The organism is Lactiplantibacillus sp. C232, from assembly GCF_023806725.1.
GTDB classification, from domain to species: Bacteria; Bacillota; Bacilli; order Lactobacillales; family Lactobacillaceae; genus Lactiplantibacillus; species Lactiplantibacillus plantarum.
Genome location: NZ_JAMSKZ010000007.1, coordinates 126961 through 142702, shown reverse-complemented (window position 1 = coordinate 142702; position 15742 = coordinate 126961). Strand labels below are relative to the sequence as shown.

Sequence of the window (15742 nt, the reverse complement as noted above, 5' to 3'; positions counted from 1 at the left end):
GGGGATTAGCAGATGGCACAACATTATCGAGTTGGTCGTTTGGAACAGGAAATCGAACGCGAAGTTAATGATATTTTGTTAAAACGGGTTCGTGATCCACGGGTTGCGGGTGTAACCATTACCGGTGTAACGGTAACTGGCGACCTTCAACAAGCGACCATCTACTACAGTATTTTGTCAGATAAGGCATCCGATGGTGAAAAGACGGCGGCTGGATTGACTAAGGCGACGGGATTAATTCGTAGTGAATTAGGCTCACGACTTAGCATCTATAAAACCCCGGAATTAACTTTTGAACGCGACAACTCGGTTCAATACGGTAGCCGGATTGATGAATTAATTAATAACTTAAAGCGTCAAGATTAGGCGCTGGAAAAATAGTCGTTGTGAATCCAGATGGATTGACAGCGACTATTTTTGTGTTCAAATTGAATGGAGCCGTTCGCTGTCAATCACTGAGATTCAGCGGTTTAGATGGTGCTGATTGTAGGGTCACACTAGTCATTCACACACTGCTTGAACGTTGTCGGTAGACTGACTAATCAAGGTAGCCTGCTCGCGACCGTCGCAAACAATTGGTTGAATGAGTAGTCGTACTGAAGACGATTTTTGTAAATAGTAGTAGGATGAGGCGAATTACGCATCGTGGCGCTTTTACAAGCGAAAATGATTTCTTAATTGCAAAATTAAAATGAAATTAGGGTTGACGAATCAAAATGAGAATGTTTTAATATAAACAATCAATGAAACGGAAAGGATAGATGATTATGACGACGTTAGCATTCAACGCAACTTATTATTATGGCTTTGCTTATTTTAGGTAGCGCCCGTGTTGGAACCTTAGATACGGACGGCACCTACGTTCGTGTCTAAGCGGAGTCAATTCATCTTGGCCAGCTAGACACCGTGAGTCTAGCTGGAATAATATCATCAATTAGGATTAAATTTTGATGAGCCGGCTAGATTGTGAAAATCTAGCCGGCTTTTTTTATTTTCACGAAGGAGTTGTTATTCATGCGTCAGCACCAATTATCAATCAGTCTTTACTTAAACTACTTTATTCATGGTATTGGCTTAATTATTTTAACGCAAAACATGCAAGCGTTAGGTCAACACTGGCAGACCCCGTTAGCGACGGTTTCCTATGTCATTTCTGGGATTGGCATTGGTCGCTTACTAGCCTACTTTATTCTGGGAAATTTATCAGATCGTTTTGGCCGTAAAGTCTTCGTCAATCTTGGTATGGCTTGCTACTTCACGTTCTTTGTGGGGATGGCATTGGTCACTAATATTCAGCTGGCATACGGTTTGGCGATTTTGGCCGGTATTGCGAACTCCGCGTTGGATGCGGGAACCTACACGACGTTTATTGAAATGGGTGGGCGGCAAGGCTCAGCCAATGTCTTGTTAAAGGCCTTCATGTCTGCCGGTGAATTCTTATTACCACTGCTCGTTGCCAACTTTGAAGCACAACGAATCTGGTATGGCTGGTCATTTATCCTGGCCGCGGCAATCCTAGTGGTCAACAGTATCCTGTTGAACCGGCAGCAGTTTCCACTAAAAAATCAAGTTGCTCAAGCCGGAACGGGCGTATCCCAGCAACCACTTAAGAACCGGCGCTGGTTGGCGACAGTTGGTTTAGCTGGTTATGGGTATACTTCGATGGCACTTATGATCCTCTACACGCAGTGGGTCAGCTTGTTTGCCACTACGACGTTGCATTTTTCGTCAGTGTTAGCGCACTGGTTGCTTTCACTTTACAGCATTGGGTCAATCACCGGCGTTATTGTGATTTTCTGGTTGTTACGTCGTGGGGTGGCAGAAACCAAATTGTTGTTGGCAATGAATGGCGGCTCGCTGCTGGCGTTAGCGGTTATCTGTTATAGTCCAGCGGCTGGGCTGTCCATGCTGGCTGCTTTCGGGTTTGGGTTTACTGCTGCGGGTGGCGTGATGCAGGTCGGCCTCAATTTATTTATCAAAGGCTATCCCCACATCAAGGGCCGAATCACAGGAATTTATTTCACGTTTGGCAGTATTGCTTCCTTCACGATTCCGCTCGTGACTGGGTGGCTGTCAAAGCAAAATATTGCGACCGCGATGCGCTTTGATTTAGTTATTGCTGTCAGTGGTCTCGCCTTTGTCGGCCTAGCTGTATGGGCGCTACATGTCCCAACCACACTTAGTCAAGAACGCCAACGTATCAATCATATTGACCAGCAAATCGTCCGATTACTCAATCAACGTTTTGAGACGGTTACAGCCATCGGGGAGTTGAAGCAACAACAGCAACTTCCGGTATTAGACCAGCAACGTGAACAATGGGTGTTACAACAAGTTGCGGTGAAGAGTACCCAGACCGCGCATACCCCTTATTTACAAGCTATTTATCAAGCAATTATGCATAACTCACGCGCATATCAGACGGATTTACACACGAATTTACACAAGGAGGATATTGATCATGATTAATTACGTTACGGCAGGCGAATCGCACGGGCCTCAATTGACAGGGGTGCTGACCGGTATTCCGGCTGGCTTACAGCTAGACATTGATGCCATTAATACAGGCCTCGCAGCCCGGCAAGGTGGGTTTGGCCGCGGCAATCGCCAGCAGATCGAACATGACACCGTCCAAATCACTGGTGGCGTGCGGCACGGTGTTACGCTAGGTTCCCCGATTGCATTAACGATTATGAATCGCGATCACGCGCACTGGGCAGCAATCATGGATCCGGTAAGTCCAGCTACGGCAACCAATACGTTGCGGCAAGTCACTCGTCCACGTCCGGGGCATGCTGACTTAGTAGGCGGAATGAAGTATGGTCATCGCGATCTACGAAACGTGCTAGAACGTTCCTCAGCTCGTGAGACAGCCATGCGAGTGGCTATCGGTCAGATTTGTAAGCAATTATTGGCGCAGCTAGATATTCACCTAGTTGGCTACGTTCAACAAATTGGCCCTAAGCAAGTGACGGCCGATTTAACACTATCCGTTGATCAATTACAAGCCCAAATCGCGCAAAATGATTTGCGATTACCAGATGCGGCCTTGGTTCCCGAAATCCATGAGCTGATCACAGCAACGAAGAAGGCCGGGGATACCTTGGGTGGTGTTATCCGGGTCGTTGCCGAAAATGTGCCGGCTGGTTTGGGCAGTTACACGAACTGGGATACCAAATTAGATGGACAGTTAGCCGCAGCAGTGATGGGAGTCAATGCCATGAAAGGTGTTGAAATTGGTGATGGATTTGCGGCTGCCAGCCATTATGGTAGCCAAGTAATGGATGAGATTAGTTGGGATGAACACGCCGGCTGGTCACGGCTGACCAATCATTTGGGCGGCTTTGAAGGTGGCATGACTAACGGAATGCCGATTGTTGTTAAGGCCGCCATGAAGCCGATTCCAACACTTTACAAACCATTACAAAGTGTGGATATCGCGACCAAAGTCAGCCAAAAGGCAAGCGTAGAGCGTTCAGATACGACGGCCATCGTCCCTGCCTCGATTGTGGTTGAAAGTGTGGTAGCGATTGAATTAACGCGAGCATTGACGGCAACGTTTGACGGGAGTAACTTAGCTCGCCTCCAGCAAACAGTGACGGCATACCGCGAAGAACTCCGACAATATTAGGAGGGCCTATGCAGATTCATACTTTAGGCCCGACCGCCACGGATAGTTACGCGGCCGCGCAAGTTTATAATCATCGCAACTGGCAGGACCAAGCGGTGATTGTCGAACACCCGAGCTTTGAAACCATTTTAACTGATTTAACGGCCTATTCTGGTGACCAACTGGTGATACCAGCTGCTTTCAAATCAGACACACTGAATGCCAGCTGGGGGGATATACATTACGCATTATTGTCCCAATTAACGTTGAGCAGTTGTTTTATGACCCAGCTCGATCCACTTGTCGTGCTCCAACGAGTAAATGCCGATAATCAAATTGGTTACACGCATGCAGCGACCGCCCAATTGTTGACGAGGGTCGTGCATCAGGTCGTGGTGCAAACAGTCGCCAGTAAGTATTTAGCGTATCAGGCTTATCAACGTAATCAGGCGGCCTACGTGCTAACTAATGAGAAAAACGTGACACTGACGACTCATGAACGTGAACTTGCACGTTTGACACCTTCGATGGTGTGGTGCGTCTATCAAATAAATTAGGTGATGATGATTAATGATAAAAAAACTAAGTATTCAACCAGCTAGTGGGTTACAAGGTGACTTAAGTGTACCAGGCGATAAAAGTGTCTCACATCGAGGCTTGATTTTAGGGGCAATTAGTCAAGGGACGACGACCTTGCACCACTTTTTGCCAGCCGCCGATTGCTTATCGACTTTAACGGCGCTGCAAAAGTTAGGGGTGCCAATCAAGCGTGTCGATACGACCGTTACGATCAGTGGCCGCGGCTTACGTGGGTTGACCCAACCACAACAACCATTAGACATGGGGAATGCGGGGACGGCCACTCGCTTATTAACTGGGTTGTTAGCCGGTCAACCGTTTGAGACGACCTTGGTCGGCGATACGTCCCTTAGTCAACGGCCGATGGAGCGAGTGCGTCAACCATTACAAGCCATGGGGGCGCAGGTACAATTAACAGCCGGGCACTTACCGATGACGATCACTGGTCGGACTTTACATGGTAGTCGTACCGAGATGCAGGTCGCTAGTGCACAAGTTAAGAGCGCCTTGATTTTAGCAGCCCTGCAAGCCGATCAAGCAAGTACGATTATTGAAAAATTACCGACTCGTGACCACACTGAACGGTTGTTGCAACAATTTGGTGGTCAAATTGAAACGGCGCCTGATCAACGAACAATCACGGTCCAACCGCAGCCAGCCTTGGTTGGTCAGTCACTAACGATTCCTGGCGATTTTTCCTCGGCTGCGTTTTTCGTGACAGCCGCGACGATTATTCCAAATTCACATGTCCGGTTAACGAACGTGGGACTGAATCCGACACGAACGGGTTTCTTAAACATTTTACGACGGATGGGTGGTCAAGTGACGGTCGATCATGAACACCGGATGGGCGAACCAGTTGGCACGCTTGACGTGCGGTTTGCACAACTGCATCCGGTCCAAGTCACTGCTACTGAAATTCCTGCCGTAATCGATGAACTGCCACTAGTTGCATTGTTGGCTGCGACTGCGAATGGTATTAGCACAATCAGTGGGGCTGCTGAATTACGAGTCAAGGAAACCGATCGCATTGCAACGATTGTGACCGAGCTTCGAAAACTTGGTGTGCAGATCACTTCGCAACCGGATGGCTTCGTGATTGATGGTCGCAAGTCTTGGCGGCAGCCGACCGAGCCATTAGCCAGCCATGGCGATCACCGAATCGGTATGATGATGGCAATTGCAGCGTTGCGATTAGCCGCTCCCGCCGAACTAGAGTCCGCCGAAGCTGTGAACATTTCATACCCGACGTTCTTTGAAGATTTAGCACGTTTAAGCCAGGGGGTGTGAAGATGACAACTGTATTGATCAAAGGTTTGGGGCTAATTGGCAGTTCGTTGGCACTAAGCATTAAGCAGGCCCATCCCACGGTGCACATTATTGGGATTGATCGTGACGATGTCAGCCTGAGTTATGCGCGTCAACAGGGTATGATCGATGCTAGTGGCACTGATTTGGCCGCGGTCGCGAGCGACGCTGATGTGATTATTTTAGCGGGGCCAGTTGATTTGATCGTTGCTGATTTGCACCGACTGGCTATGATGCCACTCAAGGCAGGGGTGCTTGTGACGGATGTCGGGAGTACTAAACAAGTGGTGATGCATGCCGCGCTTGCCATACAACAGCACGGTGTGACTTTCATCGGCGGTCATCCAATGGCGGGTTCACATAAATCGGGTGTGACGGCTGGCCGCGCCAACTTATTCGAGAACGCCTTTTACTTGTTAGTGCCGGGCCGGACTAATCAAGCAGCCGTTCAACGGCTGCAAGCATTGTTACAAGCGACTCACGTCAAATGGTTGACGGTCACTGCAATACAGCATGACCGGATTGTAGGACAGTTAAGTCATTTGCCACATATTGTCGCTGCGGCATTAGTTGATCAGACTCAGGTGGCTTTGGCAGATTCGGCACTCGGGTTGCGATTAGCGGCTGGTGGGTTTAAAAGTATTACTCGGATTGCCAGTTCGGACCCCACGATGTGGGCGGCCATCCTGATGACTAATGCTGAACTAATAACCAATCAATTGCAGGGTTATATTGACCAACTGTTGCGCATCAAGACAGCCATTAGGGTGCATGATCAAGCAACATTGTACGAATTTTTTGCGACAGCTAAGGTGACGCGTGATCACTTGGGACCGGAACAGTTGGGAGGACTACCAAACTTTTATGATTTGTTTTTGAACGTCCCCGACCGTGTTGGCGCTCTCGCGGATGTCACTCAGCGGCTCGCACAGGCTCAGCTGAGCTTAGTCAATATTCATATTTTAGAGATTCGTGAAGAGATTGATGGTGTCTTGCAACTGACATTTAGTGATCTAAAGACGAGAACGCAAGCATCGTCGTTGTTAGCTGATGCGGGTTATCAGATTGTAAGGAGGAATTAAGAATGCGAGCAATTTTAATTGGATTTATGGGTAGTGGGAAAACAACGGTCGGTCGGCTTTTGGCGGCCGGGTTAGCAACTAAACATGCTGATTTAGATGATTTGATTGTTCAGCGGGCGGGACGGTCGATTACGACTATTTTTGCGGAGCAAGGAGAGGGGTACTTCCGGCAATTGGAGCATCAGACTTTGCTCCAAGCACTCGAAACACCCGGGATTTTATCGACCGGTGGTGGTACTCCGACCATTGCAATGAATGCAATTAGTCTGAAACAAAGCACGGTGCCAGTTATCTGGTTGACGGCTAGTGATCAAACCACTATTAACCGTGTTAAAAATGATACTAGCCGACCACTTGTCAATGAATTGGATACAGGGGCACTGATTGCGTTGAAGCAACGGCGCCAAGCCTTATATGCCGCTGCGGCCGATTTGACGATCGCAACCGATCAACTGACACCCCAGCAGATTGCCCGCCAAATTCAGCAGTGGCTGAATCAGCAACCAGTTGCGCTCCAGGCTTGAAGAACCATGTAACTGTGGTTAGCGTGCCGGTTGCATTTTAAGACGATAACATTGAATAAGCGTACATCAGCCACACTAAGGCCGTTGCACGCTTTTTTGATGGCAGCATATGTTGAAAGTCATCGGCGTAATTAGGGACGGTCCCGCGCGGTATCCTTTTGATAAGGGGACTAATTTGTGCGATTCTTGTTTTTCAGTCGTTTTATTTGACTAATAGGGATTAAGCTCACGGTTTTCTGGATCAATGAGTTAAATACAGCTTTGCCAGGCACATACGTGGTCGTCAGTGGCACCGGACCAGCGTGTCGATTTGGGGTATCTTAGTTGCGGTGCTCAGGGCCTTGAATTCTGTGATAATCCGCTTACATATTTGTGAGGTGTGGTATACTGAAAACCGTCGATTAAGAACGATCGAATCCGTGGCACGGCGATTGGCTGCCACTAGAAACCGAATTTAAATGATTGAAGGCGTTTTTTATGTTGAACGGGATTCTACCATTATATAAACCTCGTGGGATGACGAGCTTTGACTGTGTCGCTAAAATCCGACGACTCTATCAGACCCGCAAAGTAGGTCATTCAGGGACACTGGACCCAAATGTGGATGGCGTTTTACCGATTTGTATTGGGAATGCGACTAAAGTTGTGCAATTTTTAGTGGCTTCTGGCAAAGAATACCAAGGGAGCATTACCCTCGGATTTGCAACGACTACTGAAGATTTAGATGGTGAGGAGATTGCGCGCCAAGCGGTCACAGAGCCGTTCACAAGTGACCAAGTTGATGCTGCGCTGGCACAGATGACGGGGGCCATTACGCAAATTCCACCGATGTTTTCAGCAGTAAAAGTAAATGGGCGGCGTTTATATGACTATGCGCGCAGTGGTGAAACTGTCGAGCGCCCAGAACGGCATATCACAATTAGCAGCTTCAAGCAACGGCAGGCATCTACCTATGACTCGGCAACCCAGACTCAGACGATCTATTTTACGGTCGCTTGTAGTAAAGGGACTTATGTTCGCACGCTAGCGGTGGATGTCGGCAAAGTGCTCGGGGTACCCGCTGTGATGAGTGATTTGACCCGATTAAAGAGTGGCGGCTTTACTTTAGATGAAACCGTGACCTTTGAGGAAATCGCGGCCCACGTCGATGCTGGAACGGCCGGAGCATTATTGGCGCCAATTGATAAAGCTTTAAGTCAGTACCCGCGAGTCACGTTAACGGATGAGCAGTGGCAACGGGTCAAAAATGGGGCCTTTATTACGGCGGCAGAAGGGCAACAAACTGATCCAGATGCGAACACGATGGTTGCGTTAGTTTACCAAAACAGCCTAAAATGTCTATATAGTTATCGACCGGACGAACAGCGGTACAAGCCGTTCAAAATGTTTGCGGTCAATTAAGGAGTTTTTGTCATGCAGGTGATTAATTTAAAGTATCCCGTGGCGTTGAGTCAGATTCCCGAAGGACCAATCGTATTGGCCTTAGGATTTTTTGACGGCGTTCACCGTGGACATCAGCAAGTCGTTGCAACGGCACGCCAGGCCGCTCAGGCGCAACACGCCAAACTAGCGGTGATGACGTTTGACCAGCATCCGTCAGTTGTTTTTAAACACACTGATCCGCAGCAAGTCCGTTATTTAACGACAATTGATCAAAAAACGGCATTGATGAGTGAGCTCGGCGTTGACATCTTATATGTACTTCACTTTGATGCCACGGTCGGTGCCATGCCACCCCAAACGTTTGTCGATCAGTTAATTGTTGGATTACACGCACAAACGGTGGTTGCTGGTTTTGATTACACGTACGGGCCAGCTGAAATTGCAAATATGCAGCGTTTGAATGACTATGGTCATAACCGGTTTGAAATCATTGAAGTTCCTAAGGCGGAATTAGATGCTGAAAAGATCAGTTCCACGCGGATTCGCCGCGCTTTGGACGCGGGAGATATCGATACGGCTAACCGGTTACTGGGCTATCAATATGAAACTGCCGGCGAAGTAGTTCATGGTGAAGCGCGGGGCCGAACGCTCGGCTTTCCAACGGCCAACGTTGCTCACGGGCCCAATACCCGGGTTCCCGGAATTGGCATTTACGCGACGATGGTGCAGATTGGGACACGCTGGGTTATGGGAATGGCCTCAGTTGGACGAAATGTCACGTTTGGTGATCACCGACCAATCACGGTTGAAATATACTTATTAGGTTTCCAAGGAGATCTTTATGGCCACAATTTAACGGTGCGTTGGGGGCACCGGATGCGCGGTGAAATTAAATTTGCTGGGGCGGATGCCTTGGTTGCGCAATTAAAGCGGGATGAACAAAACACCCGTGACTATTATGTGGCGCATCCCTTTGTGGTCACACCCCGGATTCAAGTTGCACAACAATCAAATCGTTTGGAGGCACAATGAATGGACACAACAACAATTTTTCAACACGGCACATTAGGCTTACTTGTTCCCGGATTATTTGACGGGACGATTACGGCTGGTGAACTCTTAACCCATGGTGATACGGGTATTGGGACGTTAGACGGTCTCAATGGTGAAGTGATTATTCTAGGAGGTCACGCCTATCAAGCACGTGAGGATGGTCAAATTCGGGAAATTCAGCCCGAAGAGACGTTACCATTTGCATCGGTGCACTTTGAAAAGCCTGATATTAGTGCGCAATTAGCTGCAATCACACAAACTGATTTCGAGCAACAAGTGGTTCATGACTATCGTTTGACCAACGTGTTTGCGGCTATTCGCGTCGATGGGACCTTTGCAAAAGTCAAGACGCGAGTCGCGCCTCGTCAGGAGCCACCGTACAAAACATTAGTCGCGGCAACGGCAACACAACCGGAATTCACCGGTGAACATGTTGACGGAACGATTATTGGCTACTACGCACCGCATTTGTTCCAAGGCGCTACGGTCGGTGGCTTTCACTTACACTTTCTAAGTAAAGACCATCAATTAGGTGGACACTTGCTGGGGTTTGAAGTCGAACAAGCGACGCTGAAAGTTCAACATTTTGCTGACTTTCATGTGCACTTGCCAATCGACAATGAAGCGTACTTACAAGAACAATTTGATAATGAAACCATTGATCATGCCATTAATAAAGCTGAACGTTGATTAGTTTGAAAGCTGATTACCGTTAAGGCCAGGTTTCACTAGAATGTCTGTTGGCAATGTACATCAGGCTAGTCAAAAATCTCGAGAGTCTGTAACTCTTGAGATTTTTTTGTTGTGGCTGGTGTGCTGAGTAATGGCAGCAGAAAAGCGAGTAGTCTGCTAGGCACCATGCTTGCATTGTGAAGGGTGAGGGTGTATATTAGCACTCGTAAGTAAGGAGTGCTAATTGGGGGCGACGGTCAATTAAGTCCAGTCATAGTGGGACTGGTGTCCTAATAATTTAAGCATTCTTTTCTAGAAATACTTTGTCTTTCCTTGACTTTCATCAGGGTGGTTGTTATATTAGTAATTGTGTTAGCACTCCATTAAGTTAAGTGCTAAAAAGAGGTGATGATCACGTTAACTGAACGACAAAGCCTAATTTTAAAGGCCATTGTCCGTGACTATACCGAGGGCGGTAATCCAGTTGGATCCAAATCGCTAGTTCAAGAACTACCGATCAAGGTCAGTTCAGCGACGATTCGTAATGAAATGGCCCGACTAGAAGATTTAGGATTAATCGTCAAAACGCATTTGTCTTCAGGGCGAATTCCATCGATTAAGGGGTATCGGTACTATGTTGACCATATCCTAAAGCCTGAAAAGGTGGATGGCAAAGACTTGAAGGTGATTCAACATTCATTAGGCGGTGAATTTCACAAGATCGATGAGATCGTTGCTCAGTCGGCGGATATCTTGTCGCAACTGACAAGTTACACGACCTTTACATTGCGACCTGAACTTAAAGATAGTCGGTTGAGTGGTTTCAGACTCGTTCCGTTGGGGAATCATCAAGTAATGGCGATTCTAGTGACGAATAATGGTGACGTTGAAAACCAGACGTTTACTATTCCTAGTGACATTACCGGCGATGAGCTGGAACCGGTCGTTCGTTTCATTGACGATCAACTGGTTGGCCTGCCGTTACAAGACGTCCTCCGCCAATTAACGCATGAGATTCCGTTAAAACTTGCACAGTATTTGCAAGATCCAGATGGTTTCTTAGATATTTTTGGCAGTGTGTTGTCCAAGGCAGCTTCCGAGCGCTTTTATGTTGGTGGTAAGTTGAATTTGTTCAACTATACGGACCAGCAGAGCCCTAAAGAGTTACAGTCATTGTACTCGTTACTCGACCAAACGGACCGGTTAGCTAACGTGATTGGTCCACCCGGTCAACGGATTCAAGTCCGAATCGGTAATGAGATCACCAACGATTTGTTGAAGAACTACAGTTTAATTACCGCGACTTACGATGTTGATCAACACGGACAAGGTGTGATTGCTTTGCTCGGGCCGACCGCCATGCCGTATTCACGGATGATTGGACTGATGGGTGCGTTCCAACGAGAATTAGCCCGCAAATTATTAGATTATTACCGGTACTTTGACGAGTGACGGACAGGGAGATGAAAACATTGGCAAAGAAATCAACGCGGACGACGCCGGAAGATTCACAAGCGTCAACAACTGATTCAGCAGCAACGTCAACTGCCAGTGAAGCGACACAGGCAGCGACGAGTACGACTGATGATCAAGCTGAGCAAACGACAGCGGTCGATCCGACACAACAAATTACTGATCTCAAAGCGCAATTAGATGCGAAAGATGACCAGTTATTGCGTGCACAGGCGGAGATCGTCAACATGCAAAACCGCAACAAAAAAGAACAAGCGGCGCTGTTGAAATATGACGGTCAAGCACTTGCAAAGGATGTCTTACCAGTTCTGGATAACTTGGAACGGGCTTTGGCAACGCCAGCTGACGATGAAGCGGCCCAACAGTTGAAGAAGGGTGTCGAAATGGTCTATGGCCATTTACAGGATGCTTTGAAAAAACATGGGGTCACCGAAGTTGCGGCTGCGGGCGAAAAGTTTGATCCCAATATTCACCAAGCTGTTCAAACGGTGCCAGTTGATGATGATCATCCAGCTGATACGGTGGTACAAGTCTTACAACGGGGTTACCTATTGAAAGACCGGACCCTCCGTCCAGCAATGGTTGTTGTGGCACAGTAATTAATCAATAAAAATACTAAATTAAAAAGAGGTTTGTTAATTTATGGCAAGTAATAAAATTATCGGGATTGACCTCGGGACTACTAACTCTGCGGTAGCGGTTCTTGAAGGTAATGAACCTAAGATTATCACCACTCCTGAAGGTGGCCGGACGGTTCCTTCAGTTGTGGCATTCAAAGATGGCGAAACTCAAGTTGGTGAAGTTGCCAAGCGGCAAGCAATTACTAACCCGAATACGGTAGCTTCAATCAAGCGTCACATGGGTGAAGCTGGTTACAAAGTTAGCATCGAAGGTAAGGACTACACCCCACAACAAATCTCAGCAATGATTTTGCAATATATCAAGGGCTTTGCTGAAGATTACTTGGGTGACACGGTTGAAAAGGCCGTTGTGACTGTTCCAGCTTACTTTAATGATGCCCAACGGCAAGCAACTAAAGATGCTGGTAAGATTGCCGGCTTAAACATTGAACGGATTATTAACGAACCAACGGCGGCAGCTTTAGCCTATGGTTTGGATAAGACCGACAAAGATGAAAAGATTTTAGTCTATGACCTTGGTGGTGGGACTTTTGATGTTTCCATCTTGGAATTAGGCGACGGGGTCTTCGAAGTATTATCCACAAATGGTGATACCCACCTTGGTGGTGATGACTTTGACCAAAAGATTATCGACTGGTTAGTTGATGGCTTTAAAGCTGACAACGGTGTTGATTTATCAAAAGACAAGATGGCCTTACAACGGTTAAAGGATGCTGCTGAAAAGGCTAAGAAGGACCTTTCAGGTGTTTCTGAAGCTCAAATTAGTTTGCCATTTATTTCCGCTGGTGCTAGTGGCCCATTGCACTTGGAAACCACGTTAACACGTGCTAAGTTCAATGAATTAACTGCTGACCTAGTTGAAAAGACGCGCATTCCTGTTGAAAATGCCTTGAAGGATGCTGATTTATCGGCTAGTGACTTAGACGTTGTCATCTTGAATGGTGGGTCAACTCGGATTCCAGCTGTTCAAGAAGCTGTTGAAAAGTGGACTGGCAAAGAATCTAACCATTCTATCAACCCTGACGAAGCGGTTGCTTTAGGGGCCGCTGTTCAAGGTGGTGTGATCACTGGTGATGTTAAAGACGTTGTTTTGCTCGATGTTACGCCACTTTCACTTGGTATTGAAACCATGGGTGGGGTCTTCACTAAGTTGATTGACCGTAACACGACGATTCCAACCAGCAAGTCGCAAGTATTTAGTACGGCGGCTGATAACCAACCAGCTGTTGACATTCACGTGCTCCAAGGTGAACGGCCAATGGCAGCGGATAACAAGACGTTAGGTCGCTTCCAATTAACGGATATTCCGGCTGCACCTCGTGGTGTTCCTCAAATCGAAGTTAAGTTTGACATCGATAAGAACGGGATCGTTAACGTATCTGCTAAGGATATGGGAACTAATAAAGAACAAAAGATTACCATCAAGAGTTCATCGGGTCTTTCTGACGACGAAATTGATCAAATGGTCAAGGAAGCCAAGGAAAACGAAGAAGCCGATAAGAAACGTAAAGAAGAAGTTGATTTGAAGAACGAAGTTGACCAATTGATCTTTACTACCGACAAGACTTTGAAAGATCTTGAAGGCAAGGTTTCAGAAGATGAAGTTAAGAAAGCCAAAGATGCTCGTGATGCTTTGAAGAAAGCTCAAGATGATAACAACATTGACGAAATGAAGGCCAAGAAGGACGACTTGAACAAGATCGTTCAGGACTTATCAGTTAAGTTGTATCAACAAGCTCAAGAAGCTCAGGGTGCACAAGGCGGTGCCGACAGTAATGCTGCTGGCAATGCCGACTCAGCCAAGGGCAGTGATGACAACACGGTTGACGGTGATTTCGAAGACTTGGATAAAGACAAGGATAAGAAGTAGCACCGGCAGAACAAAAAGGCCAAGGCCACGTGGCTTTGGCCTTTTTGCTTTAAATATGCTAGTATTAATGAGACTTAATTAAGGTTCATTAGGAGGTTACAATGGCAGAGCAAGACTTATATAAGGTTCTGGGTGTTGAAAAGGATGCCAGTCAGGACGAAATCAAGAAGGCGTACCGCAAGCTTTCGAAGAAGTATCATCCTGATTTGAATCATGAACCTGGCGCGGAAGAAAAGTTTAAAGCTGTCAATGAAGCGTACGAAACGTTAGGCGATGCCCAGAAGCGGGCACAGTATGATCAATTCGGATCGACTGGTGGCCAACAAGGCTTCGGTGGCGCCGGCGGTTTCGGCGGTCAAGACTTTGGTGGCTTCGGCGGCGGTGGCGGCTTTGAAGATATTTTCAGTTCCTTCTTCGGTGGTGGCGCTGGTGGTTCACGGCGTTCTAACCCAACGGCCCCGCAACAAGGCCGAGACTTACAGTATGAGATGACACTGAAGTTTGAAGATGCGATCTTTGGTAAGAAGACGACCATCACCTACAATCGTGAGGAACAGTGTGAGACTTGTGGTGGTTCTGGTGCCAAGCCAGGAACGTCACCAGTGACCTGTTCGAAATGTCATGGTGCTGGCTATATTCAGGTACAGACTAATACGCCACTCGGTCGAATGATGAGCCAACAAGTTTGTGACGTTTGTCATGGAACTGGTAAAGAAATCAAGGACAAGTGTGCCACTTGTGGTGGCTCTGGTCATACTGAACAAAGTCATTCCATCAAAGTGACGGTTCCTGCTGGAGTTGAAGAAGGCCAACAAATGCGGCTTCAAAATCAAGGTGAAGCGGGAACGAATGGTGGCCCTTATGGTGATTTATTCATTATCTTCAGAGTTGAGCCAAGTAAGGACTTTGAACGGGATGGCGCGACGATTTACTTCAAGTTGCCGATCGACTTCGTTCAGGCCGCTCTTGGTGATGAAGTTCAAGTTAAGACGGTTCACGGGGACGTTAAGTTGAAGATCCCAGCTGGTACTCAGACGGGGACAACTTTCCGGTTACGTGGTAAAGGTGCACCACGATTACGTGGCAATGGCAACGGCGACGAACGCGTTACCGTTAATATTGAAACGCCAACGCACTTGAACAAGGGTCAAAAAGAAGCTTTGAAGACCTTTGCTAAAGCTAGCGGCAAATCAGTTGCTGGCAATGGCAAGAGTTCGTTATTTGACAAGCTCCGGGGTGTTTAACCGAGCGAACTAATTCCAGAAATATACAAAAAGCTGGGCGATGCCCATCACAAAAATGTGATGAGGATTGTTCAGCTTTTTTTAGTGTCAATCAAGCACTCTGGCCTGTTTATTAAGTGACCTTTCAGTAACGCGGTTTTTGTGCAAACTGTTTCGTTATCCTGTCGTCCGGGGATTAGTGAGTGCTAGAATTAGTCAAGGAGGTGAAGTAATACGCTGCTAGCTTACGGGGGACGTAACGTTGATGTTACAAAACCGTTACAAATATGTCGTATCAGCGAACGAAAATGCAGGATTTTGATC

Annotated in this window: 14 protein-coding genes; all 14 read left to right on the top strand. The window is 47.2% G+C overall.

Annotated elements, in window-relative coordinates:
* The first annotated feature begins 12 nt into the window (after nucleotides 1–12).
* The 14 genes from rbfA (at nucleotide 13) to dnaJ (ending at nucleotide 15439) form a co-directional block, all read left to right on the top strand.
* The gene (gene rbfA / locus MZO41_RS08675) at nucleotides 13–366 is read left to right on the top strand and encodes a 30S ribosome-binding factor RbfA (RefSeq protein WP_003640723.1); all 354 of its coding nucleotides are present in this window, start codon (nucleotides 13–15) and stop codon (nucleotides 364–366) included.
* A gap of 648 nt (nucleotides 367–1014) precedes the next feature.
* On the top strand, nucleotides 1015–2469 hold the full coding sequence (locus tag MZO41_RS08670) for an MFS transporter (RefSeq protein ID WP_022637969.1): 1455 nt from the start codon (nucleotides 1015–1017) through the stop codon (nucleotides 2467–2469).
* Nucleotides 2462–3631: a chorismate synthase gene (gene aroC, locus MZO41_RS08665; RefSeq protein WP_013355607.1), complete on the top strand. Its 1170-nt coding sequence runs from the start codon at nucleotides 2462–2464 to the stop codon at nucleotides 3629–3631. The genes MZO41_RS08670 and aroC overlap by 8 nt, the downstream gene beginning before the upstream one ends.
* Nucleotides 3632–3639: 8 nt before the next feature.
* Nucleotides 3640–4167 (top strand): amino acid biosynthesis protein, encoded by a 528-nt coding sequence (locus MZO41_RS08660; protein WP_003645964.1) that lies wholly within the window; start codon nucleotides 3640–3642, stop codon nucleotides 4165–4167.
* A gap of 13 nt (nucleotides 4168–4180) precedes the next feature.
* On the top strand, nucleotides 4181–5479 hold the full coding sequence (gene aroA / locus MZO41_RS08655) for a 3-phosphoshikimate 1-carboxyvinyltransferase (RefSeq protein ID WP_013355606.1): 1299 nt from the start codon (nucleotides 4181–4183) through the stop codon (nucleotides 5477–5479).
* A 2-nt stretch (nucleotides 5480–5481) separates the two neighbouring features.
* Nucleotides 5482–6579, top strand: coding sequence for a prephenate dehydrogenase (locus MZO41_RS08650; RefSeq protein WP_013355605.1), 1098 nt, complete (start codon nucleotides 5482–5484; stop codon nucleotides 6577–6579).
* A gap of 2 nt (nucleotides 6580–6581) precedes the next feature.
* Entirely contained in the window at nucleotides 6582–7103 is a 522-nt protein-coding gene (locus MZO41_RS08645) for a shikimate kinase (protein ID WP_003640717.1), read from the top strand.
* Nucleotides 7104–7580: 477 nt separating this feature from the next.
* The gene (gene truB, locus MZO41_RS08640) at nucleotides 7581–8504 is read left to right on the top strand and encodes a tRNA pseudouridine(55) synthase TruB (protein ID WP_003640716.1); all 924 of its coding nucleotides are present in this window, start codon (nucleotides 7581–7583) and stop codon (nucleotides 8502–8504) included.
* 12 nt (nucleotides 8505–8516) lie between these two features.
* The gene (gene ribF / locus MZO41_RS08635) at nucleotides 8517–9518 is read left to right on the top strand and encodes a riboflavin biosynthesis protein RibF (protein WP_003640715.1); all 1002 of its coding nucleotides are present in this window, start codon (nucleotides 8517–8519) and stop codon (nucleotides 9516–9518) included.
* Nucleotides 9519–10229, top strand: coding sequence for an acetolactate decarboxylase (gene budA / locus MZO41_RS08630; RefSeq protein WP_003640714.1), 711 nt, complete (start codon nucleotides 9519–9521; stop codon nucleotides 10227–10229).
* Between the two features lie 390 nt (nucleotides 10230–10619).
* The gene (hrcA, locus tag MZO41_RS08625) at nucleotides 10620–11663 is read left to right on the top strand and encodes a heat-inducible transcriptional repressor HrcA (protein WP_003640713.1); all 1044 of its coding nucleotides are present in this window, start codon (nucleotides 10620–10622) and stop codon (nucleotides 11661–11663) included.
* A 20-nt stretch (nucleotides 11664–11683) separates the two neighbouring features.
* Nucleotides 11684–12283, top strand: a complete 600-nt coding sequence (gene grpE / locus MZO41_RS08620; protein WP_013355604.1) for a nucleotide exchange factor GrpE — start codon at nucleotides 11684–11686, stop codon at nucleotides 12281–12283.
* A gap of 43 nt (nucleotides 12284–12326) precedes the next feature.
* A complete protein-coding gene (dnaK, locus tag MZO41_RS08615; protein WP_003640711.1) occupies nucleotides 12327–14195 on the top strand; it encodes a molecular chaperone DnaK in 1869 nt (622 codons plus the stop codon).
* Nucleotides 14196–14296: 101 nt separating this feature from the next.
* Nucleotides 14297–15439: a molecular chaperone DnaJ gene (gene dnaJ / locus MZO41_RS08610; RefSeq protein ID WP_003640710.1), complete on the top strand. Its 1143-nt coding sequence runs from the start codon at nucleotides 14297–14299 to the stop codon at nucleotides 15437–15439.
* Nucleotides 15440–15742 lie beyond the last annotated feature (303 nt).

What these genes read in the sequence shown, in the direction of transcription:
- rbfA (WP_003640723.1), top strand. Translation starts at nt 13, where the DNA reads ATGGCACAACATTATCGAGTTGGTCGTTTGGAACAGGAAATCGAACGC.
- MZO41_RS08670 (WP_022637969.1), top strand. Translation starts at nt 1,015, where the DNA reads ATGCGTCAGCACCAATTATCAATCAGTCTTTACTTAAACTACTTTATT.
- aroC (WP_013355607.1), top strand. Translation starts at nt 2,462, where the DNA reads ATGATTAATTACGTTACGGCAGGCGAATCGCACGGGCCTCAATTGACA.
- MZO41_RS08660 (WP_003645964.1), top strand. Translation starts at nt 3,640, where the DNA reads ATGCAGATTCATACTTTAGGCCCGACCGCCACGGATAGTTACGCGGCC.
- aroA (WP_013355606.1), top strand. Translation starts at nt 4,181, where the DNA reads ATGATAAAAAAACTAAGTATTCAACCAGCTAGTGGGTTACAAGGTGAC.
- MZO41_RS08650 (WP_013355605.1), top strand. Translation starts at nt 5,482, where the DNA reads ATGACAACTGTATTGATCAAAGGTTTGGGGCTAATTGGCAGTTCGTTG.
- MZO41_RS08645 (WP_003640717.1), top strand. Translation starts at nt 6,582, where the DNA reads ATGCGAGCAATTTTAATTGGATTTATGGGTAGTGGGAAAACAACGGTC.
- truB (WP_003640716.1), top strand. Translation starts at nt 7,581, where the DNA reads ATGTTGAACGGGATTCTACCATTATATAAACCTCGTGGGATGACGAGC.
- ribF (WP_003640715.1), top strand. Translation starts at nt 8,517, where the DNA reads ATGCAGGTGATTAATTTAAAGTATCCCGTGGCGTTGAGTCAGATTCCC.
- budA (WP_003640714.1), top strand. Translation starts at nt 9,519, where the DNA reads ATGGACACAACAACAATTTTTCAACACGGCACATTAGGCTTACTTGTT.
- hrcA (WP_003640713.1), top strand. Translation starts at nt 10,620, where the DNA reads ATGATCACGTTAACTGAACGACAAAGCCTAATTTTAAAGGCCATTGTC.
- dnaK (WP_003640711.1), top strand. Translation starts at nt 12,327, where the DNA reads ATGGCAAGTAATAAAATTATCGGGATTGACCTCGGGACTACTAACTCT.
- dnaJ (WP_003640710.1), top strand. Translation starts at nt 14,297, where the DNA reads ATGGCAGAGCAAGACTTATATAAGGTTCTGGGTGTTGAAAAGGATGCC.